This window comes from Rhodococcus sp. BP-261 (assembly GCF_019835205.1).
In the GTDB taxonomy this organism is placed as follows: Bacteria; Actinomycetota; Actinomycetes; order Mycobacteriales; family Mycobacteriaceae; genus Rhodococcoides; species Rhodococcoides kyotonensis_B.
Genome location: NZ_JABUCO010000001.1, coordinates 465,836 through 482,707, shown reverse-complemented (window position 1 = coordinate 482,707; position 16,872 = coordinate 465,836). Strand labels below are relative to the sequence as shown.

14 protein-coding genes are annotated in these 16,872 nt (G+C 64.7%); 4 read left to right on the top strand and 10 right to left on the bottom strand.

Annotation, left to right across the window (positions count from 1 at the left end; all coding sequences use genetic code 11):
- Positions 1-6: 6 nt before the first annotated feature.
- The 8 genes from HQ354_RS02240 to HQ354_RS02205 all read right to left on the bottom strand — a co-directional run bounded on the left by HQ354_RS02240 (position 7) and on the right by HQ354_RS02205 (position 10,124).
- Positions 7-1,296: a hypothetical protein gene (locus tag HQ354_RS02240; protein ID WP_240931211.1), complete on the bottom strand. Its 1,290-nt coding sequence runs from the start codon at positions 1,294-1,296 to the stop codon at positions 7-9.
- Positions 1,283-2,392, bottom strand: a complete 1,110-nt coding sequence (locus HQ354_RS02235) for a glycosyltransferase (protein WP_167677636.1) — start codon at positions 2,390-2,392, stop codon at positions 1,283-1,285. The genes HQ354_RS02240 and HQ354_RS02235 overlap by 14 nt, the downstream gene beginning before the upstream one ends.
- Positions 2,382-3,653 carry a hypothetical protein gene (locus HQ354_RS02230; protein ID WP_167677634.1) on the bottom strand — a complete coding sequence of 424 codons (1,272 nt, stop codon included), beginning with the start codon at positions 3,651-3,653 and terminating at the stop codon, positions 2,382-2,384. The genes HQ354_RS02235 and HQ354_RS02230 overlap by 11 nt, the downstream gene beginning before the upstream one ends.
- Before the next feature lie 212 nt (positions 3,654-3,865).
- A complete protein-coding gene (locus HQ354_RS02225; protein ID WP_114331440.1) occupies positions 3,866-5,383 on the bottom strand; it encodes a flippase in 1,518 nt (505 codons plus the stop codon).
- A gap of 4 nt (positions 5,384-5,387) precedes the next feature.
- On the bottom strand, positions 5,388-6,437 hold the full coding sequence (locus tag HQ354_RS02220; RefSeq protein WP_167677632.1) for a glycosyltransferase family 1 protein: 1,050 nt from the start codon (positions 6,435-6,437) through the stop codon (positions 5,388-5,390).
- Positions 6,347-7,738, bottom strand: a complete 1,392-nt coding sequence (locus HQ354_RS02215; RefSeq protein ID WP_167677630.1) for an O-antigen ligase — start codon at positions 7,736-7,738, stop codon at positions 6,347-6,349. The genes HQ354_RS02220 and HQ354_RS02215 overlap by 91 nt, the downstream gene beginning before the upstream one ends.
- A 33-nt stretch (positions 7,739-7,771) precedes the next feature.
- Complete coding sequence (locus HQ354_RS02210) at positions 7,772-9,253, bottom strand: sugar transferase (protein ID WP_222634072.1); 1,482 nt, start codon at positions 9,251-9,253, stop codon at positions 7,772-7,774.
- Between the two features lie 166 nt (positions 9,254-9,419).
- The gene (locus HQ354_RS02205) at positions 9,420-10,124 is read right to left on the bottom strand and encodes a GAF domain-containing protein (RefSeq protein ID WP_114331437.1); all 705 of its coding nucleotides are present in this window, start codon (positions 10,122-10,124) and stop codon (positions 9,420-9,422) included.
- Positions 10,125-10,223: 99 nt separating this feature from the next.
- Here HQ354_RS02205 and HQ354_RS02200 point away from each other — a divergent pair, with 99 nt between their 5' ends.
- From HQ354_RS02200 to HQ354_RS02185, 4 genes are all read left to right on the top strand, one after another.
- Entirely contained in the window at positions 10,224-11,336 is a 1,113-nt protein-coding gene (locus HQ354_RS02200) for a beta-xylosidase (protein WP_167677628.1), read from the top strand.
- A gap of 197 nt (positions 11,337-11,533) precedes the next feature.
- On the top strand, positions 11,534-12,187 hold the full coding sequence (locus HQ354_RS02195; RefSeq protein ID WP_167677627.1) for an MSMEG_1061 family FMN-dependent PPOX-type flavoprotein: 654 nt from the start codon (positions 11,534-11,536) through the stop codon (positions 12,185-12,187).
- A gap of 66 nt (positions 12,188-12,253) precedes the next feature.
- Complete coding sequence (locus tag HQ354_RS02190) at positions 12,254-12,853, top strand: hypothetical protein (RefSeq protein WP_068421197.1); 600 nt, start codon at positions 12,254-12,256, stop codon at positions 12,851-12,853.
- A 98-nt stretch (positions 12,854-12,951) separates the two neighbouring features.
- Positions 12,952-15,786, top strand: a complete 2,835-nt coding sequence (locus HQ354_RS02185) for a BTAD domain-containing putative transcriptional regulator (RefSeq protein WP_068421199.1) — start codon at positions 12,952-12,954, stop codon at positions 15,784-15,786.
- On the opposite strand, the gene HQ354_RS02180 is transcribed toward HQ354_RS02185, so the two are convergent.
- Positions 15,775-16,140 carry a hypothetical protein gene (locus HQ354_RS02180; RefSeq protein ID WP_157105204.1) on the bottom strand — a complete coding sequence of 122 codons (366 nt, stop codon included), beginning with the start codon at positions 16,138-16,140 and terminating at the stop codon, positions 15,775-15,777. The two genes, HQ354_RS02185 and HQ354_RS02180, sit on opposite strands and share 12 nt — an antisense overlap.
- A gap of 40 nt (positions 16,141-16,180) precedes the next feature.
- The gene (locus tag HQ354_RS02175; protein ID WP_167677625.1) at positions 16,181-16,828 is read right to left on the bottom strand and encodes a TetR/AcrR family transcriptional regulator; all 648 of its coding nucleotides are present in this window, start codon (positions 16,826-16,828) and stop codon (positions 16,181-16,183) included.
- Positions 16,829-16,872 lie beyond the last annotated feature (44 nt).

The window sequence follows — 16,872 nt, the reverse complement described above, 5'->3', positions numbered from 1 at the left end:
CCGGCGCTAAGTCCGAACATCTCGCAGCAGGGACAGCGGGTCGCTGCACAGTTGCTCGAGTGCGGACTCGACGACCGCCGAGTCGATCATCTTGTCGCAGAACGACGCCGTGTACGTGCGTCCGCCGGCAACCTCGGCGATCAACATGGTGACGCCGTCGGGTCCGTCCGGTTCCAAGGACGCGGCGATCTGCGGCGGTCGACCGTCGTTCGCCCATGCCAGATGGTCGAACATGCGCAGTTTGCCGAGGTCGCTGACTGCCAGGCGAAGCCGATCGGGAACGTCGACGACGCCGCCCGGTTCGGGCGTCGACGGACGCGAACGCCAGGACAGCAGTTTGTCCTTGATCTCGGACATTCCGAGAATGGCGACGGGCCACCCGGAATCGATGACCTGCTTCATCGTGGACGCGATGTCCACGGGTGTGAGGTCGACGGGAAGGTGCAGCGGAATACCGACCGCGAAATTGCCGTGCGACGCAAGATGTTCGGGGCCCAGATAGCGGCGAGAATTGAACAGAATCATGACCTGCTCGGACAGCGGCACGTTCTGCGCCAGCAAAGCGGCGCGCCACAGCGCCACCGAAATCGATGCCGTGGTTGCGCCTGCCGCATTCTCGGACGCCCACTGGCGCAGTTCGCTCACGCGCGCGGGCTCCATGTACGCCGACCGGCTGACCTTCGCCGACTCCCAGTTCTCGATGCGTCGCGACGGTACGTTCTCGGACGCGCCTGTGTTCTTGTGCTGATTTCGCAAACGCCAGAAGTCCCGCAGTGCAGCAGGTTTCGCGGAATAGTGCTTCCGCAACGCGGTCCAGGTCGAACCATCGGGCAGACCGGTGGCCAGGCCGCGGGCACGTGCGTCGTCGACGTCGCTCGAGAACGCCGCCAGAAGCATCAGTCCCATCTGCCCGTCGCCGATGCCGTGGGACAGATCGACCGCAAGGTAGTCACCGCAGACGATCACTTCCAGAGCCTTCTTCGGCCCCGGACGGTTTCGGATCTCGGTCAGCAAACGACCCAGATCCGACGTGTCGAGGTCGGGAAGTGCCAGCACCGCGCTGTTGTCCTCGCCGGTGCGATACTCCCAGTCGCGACTGTCGTGCTGCGGCTCGAGAGCCAACCGAGGGGTCTCGGAAGACTGCTCGGCTGCGTTCATCACCGCACGTGCAGTGGCGGCGTCAAGCCCCTTGGTCGGACCCGTCAGTGCGATGATGCGTGCGTCCGCGAAGACACGGTCCATCGCGGTCGATCGGTAGCGATGGCGGGCTGCACCGGGAGCGTCAGATCGCGGCATCGACGACCTCCTGCATCCGGTCGCGGAAGTTGGCGCGCGAGAAGCCTTCCGCCCATGTGCGAATCTCGTTGCGGTCGAACTCGCTCGGGGAGAACGACCTCATCGCTTCAGCGAAGCCGGCCACGATCTCGTCGTCCGAACCGAATGCGACATGAAGGCCGGTCTTGCCGGGCAACACGGTGTCGACCGCTCCACCCTCGCCGAGGGCGATGACCGGGGTACCGGTGGCCATCGACTCCACGGGAACGATGCCGAAATCCTCGATACCGGGCATCAGGAGAGCGCGCGTCTTGCGGTGCAGCTCCAGGAGCTTTTCGTGAGACACCCGGCCGAGGAACGTCGTCTTCGGACCCGCGAGCTCCCGGCACTGCTCCATCGCTCTACCGTCACCGGCGACGACCAGCGGAACGTTGGCTTCGGCGGCCGCGCGCACCGCGATGTCGGGTCGCTTGTACGGAACCAGACGGCCGGCGAGCAGGAAGAAGTCCTCGCGCTCGACCGACGTGTCGGGCGTGAACCCCTCGATGTCGACAGGCGGGTGTACGACGACGGCGTCGTCCCTGCCCCACCAATTCGAGATGCGCTCGGCCACCGCCGTCGAGTTCGCGACGACGGTGGTCAACTTGGGGGCCGCCGACGTCTCGCACTTGCGTGCCACAGCAGACAGCGCGGTCAGAATTCCCGCACCGACCTTGCCGCCACCTTCACCGGCACGCAGTTCCGGATCCCACGCCCACCGCGCTGGACTGTGGACGTAGGCGACGACCGGGGCGTCCGTCGCGAACACGGTCTGTGTGGCGAACGCGTGATGGCTGACGACGACGGCGGAATAGTCGTCGAGCTTCAACCGCCGGAAGGCGACCGGCATCAACGGCAGCACCGGGGCGTAGGAGCGCTGGCCGATGGCGTTGTAGATGTTGTTGAGAAAGGTGGTGTGCGGCGGCGAGGACAGGCCGGGAGGAATGCCTTCGGCGCGGGCGATGGGGGCGAAGACGTCCGCGTTCGGCCAGTGGAGTGCCAGCTGCTCCATGACGTGTTCCGACCCGGCGATCTCGGTGAATCGCTCGTGTACGAGGGCGATCTTGTCAGCTGGCACGGGTGTCCACCTCCGTGTTCTGTTGCGGTGTCGCCTGGTCGGCCCGATGGTCCTTGTTCTTGTTCTTCGGTTGCAGAACCAGGAACGACGAAATTCCGAATTCGTGAATCTGCTTCAGCGCACGCGCTGCGGCCTTCTTGTCCTTGCCGGCCTTGGAGACCAGAACCGCGACGGTATCGATGTCCGCGACATCGACTGCGCGCCACCACTCGTCGGTGAGTCCCATCGTCACGACCACGGGACGGCCGGCCGCCGCATCGGCGGCGTATCCGCGGGTCGGTCGATACACGGCTTCGTCTCCGACGAGGACCACGACCACTGCATCCCGCTTGCTCGCTGCATGCCGCGCATTGCTCCCGGACACGGAACTTCCGCGGTGAAGACTGTCGATGCGCGACGCCAGAATCGGAGGCAGATCGCCGGACGACGTCGCGTCGAACGCAGCACCGTTCTTCTTCGCGACCCGCCTGGCCCACGAACGGTTGGGTGACGAGCCGAACCGGCCACGCAGCAGAACGATCAGCTCCGCCGCCACCACCAACGTGGCCAACGCTGCCACCAGAGCCTCGGACATCGGTTTGGGAGACACAGGCGCGGTGTTCTGCTCCGGGCTCGACAGCACGACCAACTGGTCTCCGCCGCCACCCTGCAGCTGCGAGAGCTGTTGTTGCAGTTGCGACAGCTGTGTCTCGGCGGCGCTGCGGTTCGGGTCCTCGGCGGCGAGAGAGTTGACCCGAGCCTCCGCCGCCGCGATCGATGCCTGGGCCTGCTCGACCTGGCCTTGGGTGTCGCGCGCGTAGTTGGCGTTGGCTGCCTGCGCCACGTTGGTGACCATGGACTGCGCGAGGGCGAGGGCTGTCTCGGGCGAGTCCGTCGTGACCGTGTACGTCAACAGCGCGGGAGACGTGCCGGGGACGAGTTCGAGACTTGCGCTGAGTTGCCCGGCGTCCATGTCCGTGTCCACCTCGGACAGAACACGATTCAGCACGTCCGTGTCCGTGGCCAGCTGTTCGAACGGTGCACGCATCTGTTCGATGAACGCGTCGCCCGGGATGAGTGTCTGCGCGGGCTTGATTTCCGTGACGATCGAGGCTGAGTACTGCTTCTCCGTCAGCTCACTGCGGACGTAGAACACACCGGCCCCCACGAGAACTGCGATGACGAACGCAGGCAGGAGAGCGCGCCCGAGTTCTCGCATGTGCCCCGCCAGATCGATGGGCGGAGGAACGTCACCGCGATGCACGGCATCGTCTACGGGCACCAAGAGGGGCTCCTAAGGTCGCATCTGTCAACGTGGCCGAGTGTTACCCGCCCGGTAGTGTCGTCAATCTCGATCATAACGCGATGTGAAAGATCAAGCGGTGCAGCGTGACCGGTGGGAACGTGCACGAATCTTGCTTTCGGCTCCATAGCCGACGGCGTGTCCGATTCGGTCGGTGACGCGGTCATGCGAACCTCCTTCTCTGCGGCGACTCAACGACGCGCATGGCGGCCCTTGTTCGCGGACGGAAGAGGCGAATCGATGGCACCGATGGCGACCAGGGCGAAGACGACGATTCCGACCAGCGCGGCGGCGACGATCGAGATGGGAAGCCAGATCGCCGAAAACGCCTGAACCGCAAAGTACCCGACCGCGGATACCGCCGCGCACACGACGATCACCGCCGCGACCGATCGGACCGGTAGTACCCCCGACACCGGCATACTGCGTTCGATGACGATCCACAGCAGCACCAGCGTCACCCCGATCGTGACGACCGTGGAGATCGCGGCGCCGTCGAACGACATACGTGGAATCAGAACCAGATTGAGCCCGACGTTGATCGCCAGTCCGAGCAGCGCGACCAGGGGGTAGTGGCGTTGCATGCCCGCCGACGCGAGTACGAAGATCCCGAGCATCACGAGAGACATGAGGGCCGCGCCCAACACGAGCAGCCGCGCCGCCTGCGCACCGTCGACGAATCGCTCACCGTAGAGCAACCGGATGAGCGGTTCGGCCGAGGGCCAGAACGCGGCGACGGCCATGGCGCCGAAGACGATGAACAACGTTGCCGCCGAACGTGATCGCTCGCGGAACGTCGTCAGATCGTCCGGCCAGGACGCGATCAGCAACGTGCTCACCGGGGCGACCGCCGCGAGCGTGAACGTGTCGATCATGTCGGAGAACTTGTAGCCGATCGAGTAGAGGCCGACCGCGTCGAAATCATCGAGCAGACTCAGCATCAACATGTCGATCTTCAGCATCGCGATGGTCAGCGCGAAACCGATGGCCAGCGGAATTGCTTCCCTGAGATACGCACTCCAACGGCGTATCTCGATGTGCCGCGACGGCCGCAATCCGACCGATCGGCGGCGGATTCCGAAGCCCTTGGTCACGAGTTTGAATATCTCGTTGGCGACGGCGGGAAGTACGAACCACAGCAGTGTCGGCGCGAACACTGCGGCGAGAACGGTCAGTGCGAGTTGCAGTACCTGACCGACGCTTTCGGCGACCGCCACGAGGAGCAGTCGGTGCCGAGCCTGGAAGAGTACGGAGAGTGCATGACTCGGTGTCGCGAAGACGACCACGAGTCCACCGACAGCGGTAGCGAGCACGACCTCGGACGGATACCCCAATACCACGGTGTAGCCGATCGCCAGCACATAGCCGACCAGTCCCAGCACGAAACGCAGTGCCAGGAAAGACGATGCGGTCCGTGCGATCTCCTCGGCGTCGTCGTCGATGAGTCGGGCCAACACGACTCGGCCGACTCCCAGATCGGTCACGACCGACATCAGGCCGAGAAGTGCGAAGACGAAACTGAACTGACCCCACTCGTCGGGACTGAGGGTACGGGCGATGACCACGCTGCCGATCCAGCCGAGAGCCGCGACGACGACGCGGCTCATCAGAACGGCCGCGGTCGCCCGGGCTGCGGCTTTCGGATCCGCCGCGATAGCCCGGTAGTCGGGTGGTGTCTCCATCCCGTCCGGGACAGTCGTTTCGGTCATCCGTTCACACTCCGGCGCCTCGGTACGCCTGCGCGGTCTTCTCGGCCGTTTGTCGCCAGCTCATTCGAGAGGCCGCCGCCACAGCCGCCGTGGTCGACGCTTCTCGTGCGGCGTCGTCGAAGACCAGTGGGCGAATGGCGTCCGCCCAGTCGGAGACGCGTTCGGACTTCAGCAGGGTTGCGCCGTCGCCGACGACGTCGGGGAGTGCACCGACCGCGCTGGCGACGACGGCACCACCACACGCCATTGCTTCGACGGGCGGGAGGCCGTAGCCCTCGTACCGCGACGCGTACGCGGTCACCGTTGCGGCCGCGTAGAGCGCAGGAAGGTCTTCCAGGTCGACGTAACCGAGGCCGACGGCCGACGTCGGCTTGTCGGGCCCCGTCGATCCGGCTCCCGCGAGAAGACAAGGGATGCCGACTTTCTCGGCCGCGTCCGCGACGAGTTGGACGTTCTTGCGAGGTTCGACGGTACCGACCTGCATGACGAACTTGTCCGGCAGCGAGTATTTCGCGCGGACCGCCTCGACCTCCTCTTCTTTCGGGGGCCGCGCCCATGCGGCGGGTGCCAGCTCCGTCACCACTGCGTCGCGTCCGCTCACCGACTTGATTCGGTCGGCGGTGAACTGAGAGACGGCGAGAAGGAGATCTGCGCGTCGGAGTGTGTGCCGGACGAGGCGTTGCTCTCCCAGAGCTCGGAACCGGCTCGATGCAGACGGCATGTCGATCACCGAGAGGTCGTGCACGGTGGCAACTTTGAACGCTCGGGTCACGAGCGGCAGATCCACATCCAAGCCGTGGACGACATCGGCGGATCCGACGGGGAGTGCGCCGAGCACGGCACGGACTGCGCCGTCGGCAACCCTGCGCGTCGACGGCGTGACGGCCGCAGGCAATTCGCCGACGGCATCTTCCTGCACGACGGCGTTCAGGTCGGCTCCCGGAAGCTGCTCGGGGAGCTCGTTCAGTAACTCGCGGATGTAGGTCTGAACTCCGCTTCCGCCGGGCCGAAGCGCGAGCGCACCGTAGACGTATCGTGTTGCGCGGCTGCGCATCCCACCACTCCTAACAGTAACCAGAAATAGACGTCGATCGGGAAGATCTCGAAATACGTGGACACCAGCGAAGCGAACATCGCGGCGACGATGGATGCACCGACGCCGAGTGCGAGGGCGCCGTCGCGGCCCGGCATGGACCGTGACAAGCGGGTGCACCACAGCAGTGCAGTGACGAGGAGTGCCACCACGACCCACAGTCCGATCGGTCCGAGTTCGAGAAGGGCCTTCACGTAGTAGTTGTCGGGTTGATAGTTGGTGGAGAGCCCGTCCTCGGTCTGGAACGAGGCGCCCGATGCAGTGGATATTCGGTCGGCTGCCGATCCGCTGGAACCGAGTGCGGTTCCGAGTGGATGAACTTGGATGCTGGCGATGATGTTGTTCCAACCATCACTGCGCTGCCCGAGACTTCTCGACGAGAAGAAGACCTCGGTGATCTTCGGTACGAACGGAACGATCACCGCCACGGCCGCCGCCGCCACGGCGAGGGGAGCAGCGAGGAATCGGAACCGGATAGCGATCAGGTAGATCAGTCCGACGATCAGTCCGAGGATCGCGCCGCGCACGATCGAACTGGCCATCGCCACGACCATGACCGGAGACGCGCACAGGAACAACAGGTTTCGGCGCCGACGTGGATCGGCCAGGGCGACGGCACCGCCGACCAACAAGGCGAGCATCACGTACAACCCGAAGGGGAACGGCAGGTTGAACGTGCTGAAGGTGCGCAGCAGGCCACCCGACGTGCGCACCTGCGTCCCGTACTCGTAGCCGAGGGAGACGAGCGCTGCCGGCCCCGCGATCAACTGGGCAATGCCGACGGCCGACGTGAAGGCGCCTACCCCCATCAGGATGCTGACGATGTCGTCGCGATCCTTGGCGTCGAACGGCGCGAGCCACATGATGCCGATCAACAGGATGTAGAAGAACGTCACCTTGATCGCGAAGATGCCCACGAGCCCGAACACCGCGAGGGCGGAGACGACGCCCATTGCGATGTACAGGGCCACCGCGGGCCACCACGGCATGAGAAGAGGGGCGCCGCCTTGTCTCGGGCCGCTGTCTCTCGGTCGCTTGTCGCGACGAAGCCACGCGCAGATCAACGTGAACAGGACGAGGCCTTCTTTCCACCCCGAAACGAACCCGGGGACCGGAAGCAGCACCAGTAGCCCGTTGAACGGGACCCCCAGTGCAAGAAGAAGAACGCCACGCTGCGGCCGGTACCAGATCGATCGAGCGACGAACCAGCCGACGATCACGACGATCACGGCACCGAACGCCGCAGCGACGACGGTGATCACGAGACGCCCGATGAGTCTTCGCGACTCATGGAATCAGTCCTCTGCCCGCTTCAACACCGCGAGCACGGTGAGGAACAAGATCTTGATGTCGAGCCAGACCGACCAGTTCTCGATGTAGTAGTTGTCCCACTCGGCGCGATCGGCGATGGACGTCTGGCCACGCAGACCGTGGACCTGTGCCCATCCGGTCACGCCGGCCTTGACGCGGTGACGCTCGCCGTAGCGTCGGATCTGCATCTCGAACAGGTCCACGTACACGGGCCGCTCGGGCCGCGGTCCCACCAGGCTCATGTCGCCCTTGAGAACGTTGAGCAGCTGGGGGAGCTCGTCGAGAGACGTCTGACGCATGATCTTGCCGATCTTGGTGCGGCGATCGACGCCTTCGACACCGCCGGGCGCCGAGCCCTCGGTGCGAACGAACTCGGCATCCTCCGGCCGCGGTGGACGCATCGAACGGAACTTCAAGCAGTCGAACGGAACTCCGTCACGACCGATGCGTTCCTGGGCGAAGAAGATCGGGCCGGGTGAACTCAACCGGACGAGCAGCATCAGCAGAAGAAAGAGAGGAGATATGAGCAGCAGGCCGAGCCCGGTCAGGGTGCGGTCCATCGCTCCCTTGACGAGGAACTGCCAGCCCTTCGGGTCGACGTGCGGCATGACCATCAACGGAAGACCACCGATGTGCTCGACTCTGGTCTTGTTGCCGACGGTGTCGAACAGGCGGGGTACCACCCACACCCGCATACCCAGCTTGTGTGCGCTACGGGCGACCGCGACGAGTTCCTCGTCGCGGACCGTCGAGAACGAGATGATGACCTCTTCGGCACCCGTGCGGCGCGCGATGGCCTCGAACTCGCTCGGTGTACCGAGGTAGGGGACCTCGATGTAGTCGGCCGCCGAGGGGTCGAGAGGCGTCACCGGGTCGACGTCGACGAGACCGACCGGCCGCAGACCGTACTCGGGGAACTGCCGCATGCGGGCCACGAGCTGATGGCCGATCGGCCCCGAACCGACCACCAGTGTCGGTGCGGCGGAGTGGTATTTGCTTCTGAGGCGCCGCTGGATCACGACGCGGGCGAGTCGGCCGACGGCGAGCAGAACCGCAGCGCACAGCCAGACGCGCAGCATCAGCGTGCTGGGTCGATAGTCGGTGCCTGCAATCAGCATGATCGTGAGCACGGCGAGCACCGCGAACGCGACGGACGTCTCGACCGGACCGATCTCGTCGAGGAAGTTCCGACGCAGGCTTCTGCGATACAGGGATTGCGCGCCGAGGATCGCCACGACGATCGGGATGAAAAGCCATGGCAGCCAGCCGAGCTCGGTAAGGCTTCCGCTCCTCCAGAGCAGACCGGCGACGACGGCAAGGGTCGCGGTCAGTACATCGACGGCGACGGTGACGACGGTGTGCAGCGGATCCACCCGAAGGCGATCGGCCAGGCCTTTCTGTGGCGCCGGATTGTCGGAGTGCGTGAGTCCGGGTCTAACCGGCCGTCTTTCGAGTGTATTGGACACGAGTCAAACTCCCGTTTGGGACCGATTTCGAGTAGAGAGCACCTTCGAACAATATCCGAGCCGGGCAATTCGGAAACGCCATTGCTCTATCGATCTCGTCACGAAAAAGCGGCAGACTTCCGGTTTCCATGCGGTTTTACAGGGCGGTAGTTTCGATTGCGAACGTTCAGCCGAAGATTCGCTCACGAACGATCCACGCGAGGTCCTGAAGAATCTGTTGGTGGCCGACCGTCCATTCCCGTGGCTGGTCGTCCCACACGCACAGAGTCCCCACCGCGTGGCCCTGGTCGTCTTTCAGGGGGATGCCCATGTACGACACGGCCAGCTTGTTCAGGACGGCAGGATGATCCTTCAACACGTCGTGCAGACGTGCATCCTCGACGGTCAGAATGTCACCGCCATCGATCGTGTACTGGCAGATCGATTGGTCCACCGGGAGTTCGCGTGCTTGGTCGAGTTCTATGGGCAGGCCCACTGCGCTCTTGTAGAACTGGCGGCGATTGTCGATGAGCGACACTGCCGCAGAGGGCACCTGCAGTGCGTCGACGACCATCGCGACGAGTCGGTCGTAGCTGTCTTCCCGTGGAGAGTCCAGGAGGCCGGTGCGTTCGACGGCGGCGAGTCGCTCCGGATCGTCGAGTGGACGATCGCTGGCCGGTGCCCCGGTCGGCGCCGGGGCCTCGATCTGCACCTCTTTCAGATGCCGCAGGAGTTGTCCGAGTTCGGACTGGTCTTCGTCGGTGAGTTCTTGTACCAAACGCGTGACGACCGCACGTCGCACGTACGCGTCCACCGATTCGCCTGCCTTTTCGGCCTGCTGTCCGAGAATCTCCTCGAGTCGATCATCGAACCCTGGAACTCCGATAGTCATTTTCCCGATGGTAGTGCAGACCGGTGAAAACCTCGCTTTCATTCGTTCTGTAAATTGAGGAGATTCTTCTTTTCTGTGATAGTGCGTTAACCTTCTGCGGTGATTCAGCGTGTACAGCTGAGCGTGACGCCGAAGCTGTTCACGCTCGCCACCCTTGTCCTGTTACTTCTTTCAGCGTTCGTGTCGCCTCCGGCGGCTCAGGCCGCACCGATGTCCGGCGGGAAGTGTTCCGGTATGTCGAGCGCACCTCGTATCGGTGTCTCCCCGGGTGCCTCGATCGGAGGTGCCTCCGACGCCGACGTCGACCGTGAGCTCACTCTGATGAGCAATGCGGGTGTATTCGGAGTACGCGTCGACATCGACTGGTCCGCAATAGAATCGGTTCGAGGCCGGTTCAATTGGACGAATACCGACCGGATTCTTTCGGCGATTGTCGGGCACGGCCTGTGTCCCCTGGGGATCATCGCCTATACGCCGCAGTGGGCGCGCGTGGCGGGTGCTTCGAACGACTCGCATTCTCGTCCGGCCAATCCGGACGCGTTCGCGGCCTTCGCGTCGACTGTCGTTCAGCGCTACCGCGATTACATGAATCTGTGGGAGGTATGGAACGAGCCGAACATCGTCGGCTTCTTCAAGCCGGCGCCCGATCCCACCCAGTACTCGATCCTGCTTCGCGCCTCCTACACGGCGATCAAAGCGGCGCAACCGGAAGCCACTGTGCTGTCGGGCGGACTCGCACCCGCGGAGAGCAACGGTGTCAACATCAACCCGAAAGCATTCCTGCAGGCGATGTACGACGTCGGCGGAAATCGGTACTTCGACGCGTTCAACATCCACCCGTACACGTATCCGTATCTGCCCAACGACCCGAGCACTGCGAGTTGGAGTACGGCACAGGCGATGTGGCCGATGCGCGACATCATGGTCGCGGGCGGGGACAGCGCCAAGCAGATCTGGCTGACCGAGTTCGGTGCGCCGACCGGTACCGCGTCGAATGCCGTCACCGAGCAGGTGCAGTCGGACACGATCGGGATCGTCATGGACGCGGTGCTCGGTAACTCCTGGATGGGTCCTGCATTCGTGTACGCCTCGCGCGATGCCGGTACCAACGCCTCGGACCCGGAGCAGAACTTCGGGTTGCTGCGGCGGGATTTCACTCCCAAGCTGGCCTACGACCGGGTCGCGAGTTTCACTGCGGGGCACCCCGCTTAGAACCGGTCGGGGGCTTCGTTGCCCGCCGGCGATTCGAAGCGTCGTCCCGAAGGTGGGTTTCGGACCGAGTGTGGCTTTCCGGTCACTCTGAGTGACTGGGGGCCGCCCTCGCTCCGTTCGGGGGACACGATGTCGGAGCGATGTCGGTGGATCCACGCGAGTGCACGCGCACGTGCGGGGTTCGTTACGCTCGCGGCGTGACCTGGGACGAGATTCTAGACGCGGACGAGCTGACCGACATGTTCGGTACCCCGAGCTACCGAGCTGCCAACAAGGACCGGTCGTCGTTGCACCCGATCGATGTCCGCTGGTTGGCGGAGTCTCCGTTCTGCCTCATCGGCACCGCCGACGCCGACGGCCGTTGCGACGTCTCGCCGAAGGGTGACCCTGCGGGCCTGCTTGCCCACGTCATCGACTCCACGACCATCGCGATCGCCGAACGCCCGGGCAACAAACGTATGGACGGCTACCGGAACGTGCTGGCCAATCCGTTCGTCGGGATCAACTTCTTCATCCCGGGTCGCGGTGACACATTGCGCATCAACGGCCGAGCACGATTGATCAAGAATGCGCCCTTCTTCGACGAGATGGTGGTCAAGGGCCACAGGCCGATCCTGTGCCTCGTCGTCGACGTCGAACAAGTCTTCTTCCATTGCGCCAAGGCGTTCATGCGATCGAAGTTGTGGGAGCCCGAGACGTGGAATCCCTCGATCCTGCCGACCGTCTCCGAGATCACGAGGGCGGTCATGCCGGACTCGCCCGAGTCTTTGGCCGAGCTCGAGCAGTATTACGGCGCGTCCTACGAGCAGAAGCTCTACGAGAAGCAGGCGGTCCAAGCGGATCCCCAGTGACTTCCCAGTAGAACCGCCGATCGTGTGAGCCAGAAGAACCTTCCACTCATACGAGGAGCTGAGACGATGGCCGTTCTCGAGAACTCACACCGCACGAGAAGTGTCGTGACACCGCAGTCCGTGCGCAACACCGGAATTCTGTTGGCAATCGGCACGACGGCCTGGGCCGTCGGAATGCCCGCGATCGGCGACCACCAGGGATTCGGGTGGCAATCGCTCGTCGGAGGCGCCACTGCGATCGCCTTTCAGATCGGCGTCGTCCGGCTGTTGCTCTTGCAGGTACGCACGCACGCGATGGGCGACGGCCGCGTCGCCCGCGGCTTCTACGTCGGACAGTTCGTGTTCATGGCAGGCGCACTGGTCTCGTCGACGTTGGACGCGTTCTGGCTGCTTCACGACACAGCGGTGTGGATGGCGTTCGACCTGTGCTGGCCCCTGTCGATGGTGGGCATGGTCGGTATCGGCATACGAGTTGCGATCGCGGGACGATGGACCGGAGTCGTCCGGTGGTGGACGCTGTGGGCTCAATCCTGGTTCGTCGCCACGATTCCGCTCGTGATGATCGTGCGTGACGCCGGACTGGTCGTCAGCTCCGTCCAACTGGTCCTCGGTTACACGATCCTTGGGGTACTGCTCGCCACGCGGCGATCGGTCACGTCCGAGTAGGTGGCGGACGTCCTGGGCCCGGTCCCCGCGCGGCGGGGTCCGGGCCCGGGTCGTGCCAACGGTGAGACGAAAGACCGGTGGCACTTTATGATCCATCGGTGTCGACAGATCAGGCCACCACGAACGCTCGCGTCGAGCTGCGCGTTCTGGGGCCGATCGAGGCATTCCTGAACGGCGAGCCGATTGCACTCGGTGGGCCCGTGCCTCGCGCGATCGTTGCCCGGTTGGCGATCGCAGGTGGCCACATGGTCGCCGACGACACCCTGATCGACGACCTCTGGGGCGACTCGCCACCGAGGACGGCATCGCTGACGTTGCAGGGCTACATCTCCACGCTGCGCAAGGCGTTCGAACCGAACCGTGGCACCGCCAAGCCGACGGTGCTGGTCCGGCGCGGGCCCGGGTACGCCCTCGTCCTTCCCGACGACGGTCTCGACTCGACGCGGTTTCTGGCGGGCGCGCACGCCGGGAAAGAAGCACTGAACGAACAGCGGTTCGCCGACGCCCACCGCATTCTCGGCGAGGCACTCGACCTCTGGAGTGGTCCCGCGCACGCGGATTGCGCCGACCGGCCGTTCGCCCAGGCGGAGATCCGGCACCTCGAGGAGCGTCGACTCGGGGTGTTCGAAGATCGCATGGATGCGGCGATAGCCCTGGGGGAGAACGCGTCGGCCGCCGCGGCGCTCGAGGCGCACATCCGGAACCATCCGCTTCGCGAACGTGCCTCGGAGTTGTTGGCGCTCGCGCTGTACCGAGCGGGTAGGCAGGGTGACGCATTGGCGGCCCTGCGCGCAACCCGCGAGAGTCTGGCCGATCAACTCGGCGCGGATCCGAGACCGAGTTCGATCGCGCTGCACGACGCCATCCTGCGGCAGGATTCGGCACTCGACGTCACCGTCGCCGAGATACCGGACGCACGTCCGCCGGCTCGGCACAGCCTCGTTCCGATCCCTTCCACACCGTTGGTGGGCCGGCACGACGATCTGCTCGCCGTCGAGTCTGCAGGAGCCACGAACAGGCTCGTCACGTTGACCGGACCCGGCGGGATGGGGAAGACGCGGCTGGCACTCGAGGTGGCGCGTCGGCGTCGGGATTCCGACGGCCCCTGGTTCGTGGAACTCGCCGACGTCCGGGAGGGCGGATTGCTCGTCGACGCCATCGCCACCGCGCTCGGGGTGAGCGTGTCCGGCGGTATGTCGTCGCTCGAGGCGATCTTGCGCGATCGTCGTACCCTCCTCGTGCTCGACAACTGCGAACAGGTCCTCGGGCCCGTCGCCGAGTTCGTCGCAGCAGTGCTCGCGTCGTGTTCGGAAGTCTCGGTACTCGCGACGAGCCGCGAGGCGCTCGGCGTGCACGGCGAGTACGTGTACGACACGCCGTCGCTGTCCTCCGGGGCCGGCGGCGCGGCCGTTCGACTGTTCGTCGATCGTGCGTCGCAGCAATCCGGCGGCTGGGATCCGAGTACCGAGGACATGAAGCTACTCGACAAGCTGTGCGGGGCATTGGACGGAATGCCGCTCGCCATCGAACTTGCTGCGGCACAGTGTCGTACGCTGTCGGTGCGTCAACTCGTCGACAATCTCGACGACCGGTTCGAGGTACTGCGCGGTGGACCGAGAACCAATCTCCGGCACTCGACCATGCTCGCTGCGGTCGAGTGGTCGTACGCGAGTCTGGCGCCGTCGGAAAAGGTGTTGTTCGAAGATCTGGCGATCTTCGACGGTGGTTTCGATCTCGACGCGGCGCGTACGGTAACCGGCCATCGCGGCATCATCGCCGACCTCGGCGCACTCATCGACAAGTCGCTGATCAAGTCCTCGGGCGGTGATCCCCGGCGGTACCGCATGTTGGAGACGTTGCGGAGTTTCGCTGCGCTGCATCGTCATCCGGCCCGGTCGGCCGAATTGCGCCAACGGCACTCCGAGTGGGTCGTCGCGATGGCGGAAGAAGCCTATTTCGGTCTGCGGGGACCCGAGTGCCCACGATGGATGACGCGCCTCGATCACGACATGCCCAACGTGCGTTCGGCTCTCGAACATCTGGACAACACGTCGGAGACCTATCTACGCATCGTCGGAAGCCTGTACTGGTTCTGGTACCGCCGCGGTCACGTCGCGGAAGGGCTTCGCTACCTGGAGTCGGCGATGAAGGCGAAGGACATCGGCATCGGTGTCCTGGTCCGGGCGGTGGCGGGACTGACCATCACGCGGTACCTCGCGGGCGACATCTCGGGTTTGCTCGAATCCTTCGGCAGGCTGGGGGAATTGGAGCCGGAAACTCATTCCGACAAGGTGGCGCGGTCGGACGTGCTCGTGTCGCTGGCATTCTTCGAGGCAGGTGCCGGGTTGACCGAACAAGCAGTCGTGCATGCCGACGAGGCGCTCGTCGTGGCCGACGCTCTCGACGCGCCGTACACGAAAGCCGAAGCGTTGATGTCCGCTGGGACGGCTTTTCTCCGCAGTGGGGACATGATCCGCGCCGAGGAGCTGCTCGAGTACTCGACGGCCGTGGCCGCCGACTGCGGGTATCAGTGGTGCGAAGCATCCGCCTTGTGGATCCATGCCAAAGTCGATCTTGCGCAGGGCCGTTGGGGAGGACCTGCCGAACTCAAACTCCAACGGATGATCGACGCGTGCGACTCCGTATCGGACACGTCGTCGTGGATGGTGGGGCTTGCAACGCTTGCGTACGCACTGTTCCGGCGGGGTGACATCGATTCGGCGACACGGTTGTTGGGCGTCGTGGATCGTCAGGTCGAGATGATCGGCTACGTTCCGTCGGCGATGGATCCGATCGACATCGGACGTTACGACCAGGAGATCCGGTCGGCCGTCGACGACGACACGCTCCGGCGAAACATCGAGGTCGGGCGTCAGCTGACCCGCGGCGAGGTTCGCGAACTCGTGTTCGCCGCGGTGCCGTCATCGCAGTGACAGTGCGTACATGACCTCCCATCCTCGCTCGGTCGCGTACGGTCCGAAAACCGCGGGGAGCGTGGCCTGCTCGACCCGAACGGCGACCGTGTCGACAAGATCGACGACATCGGAATCGCCGAACACGGCGCACGTCAGAGCCGAGGACACGCTGTAGGCGTCGGCCGCAGTGCAGACGAACACAGGGAACGTGACCTCCGCAGTCTCGTCGGCGCGTGCGTACGATGCGGCGCGCGCGTGCAGCCATTCGAGGAACATCTCGGCGTCGTCGCGGTCGCAGAACTGCACTCGCGCGGATCGTAGCCGGGTTGCGGTCTGCGGGGCGGCGAACTGGGGGAGGGTCGGTGCGCTCATGAGGGAAGACTGCACCCGCCCACTTGGAAACGACTTGGAGCTAGTCGAGCCGTCCGAACGCCACTGCACCGAGGATGGTGTGAGCACCCGCGATGACGTCGTCGAGAGACTCGGTGTCGGGAGCGAGGACCCACTGCTGCGTCATCATCAGCACGGCCCCGACGAGTCCGACTGCGAGAGTTCGACGGTTCGGCCCCGCGAGCCCGTGCGCTGTACCCACGGACGCGGCGAGCGCGAGGACTGCGTCGACGAACAGCGCCGTCGTCTGTCTGTAGAGCGCGTCGACCTCGGAAGACACGCCCAAGACTTCGAGCAGTACGATACGCGCCGATCTCGGGTCGTCCGCGACGCTGCGGAAGAAGTTCGCCAGGGCGGCCTGCAGCACCTGTTCGGCGGACGTGCTGCGGCCGTCCGACGGCACTGCGATGCTGCCGAGCATCGTGGCTGTCGCGCGACGGTAGACGGCCTTCAGCAGATCCTCGCTGCTGTCGAACGACTCGTAGAAGTAGCGCTTCGTCAGGCCTGCGGCTGCGCAGATGCGGTCGATCGACGCGGATCGGTATCCGCTGGTTCCGAAGAGCTCCACGGCAGCGTCGAGCAGCTTCTCTCGGCGGTCTTCTCGACGTTGGTCGGACGACGAACCGCGGTAGGGGCGCCCAGGGAGTGCTCGAGTTTCGGAAGTGCTCACCCCCCGATCTTGACACCGATCAGTATCAGATGGAAAGTGACACG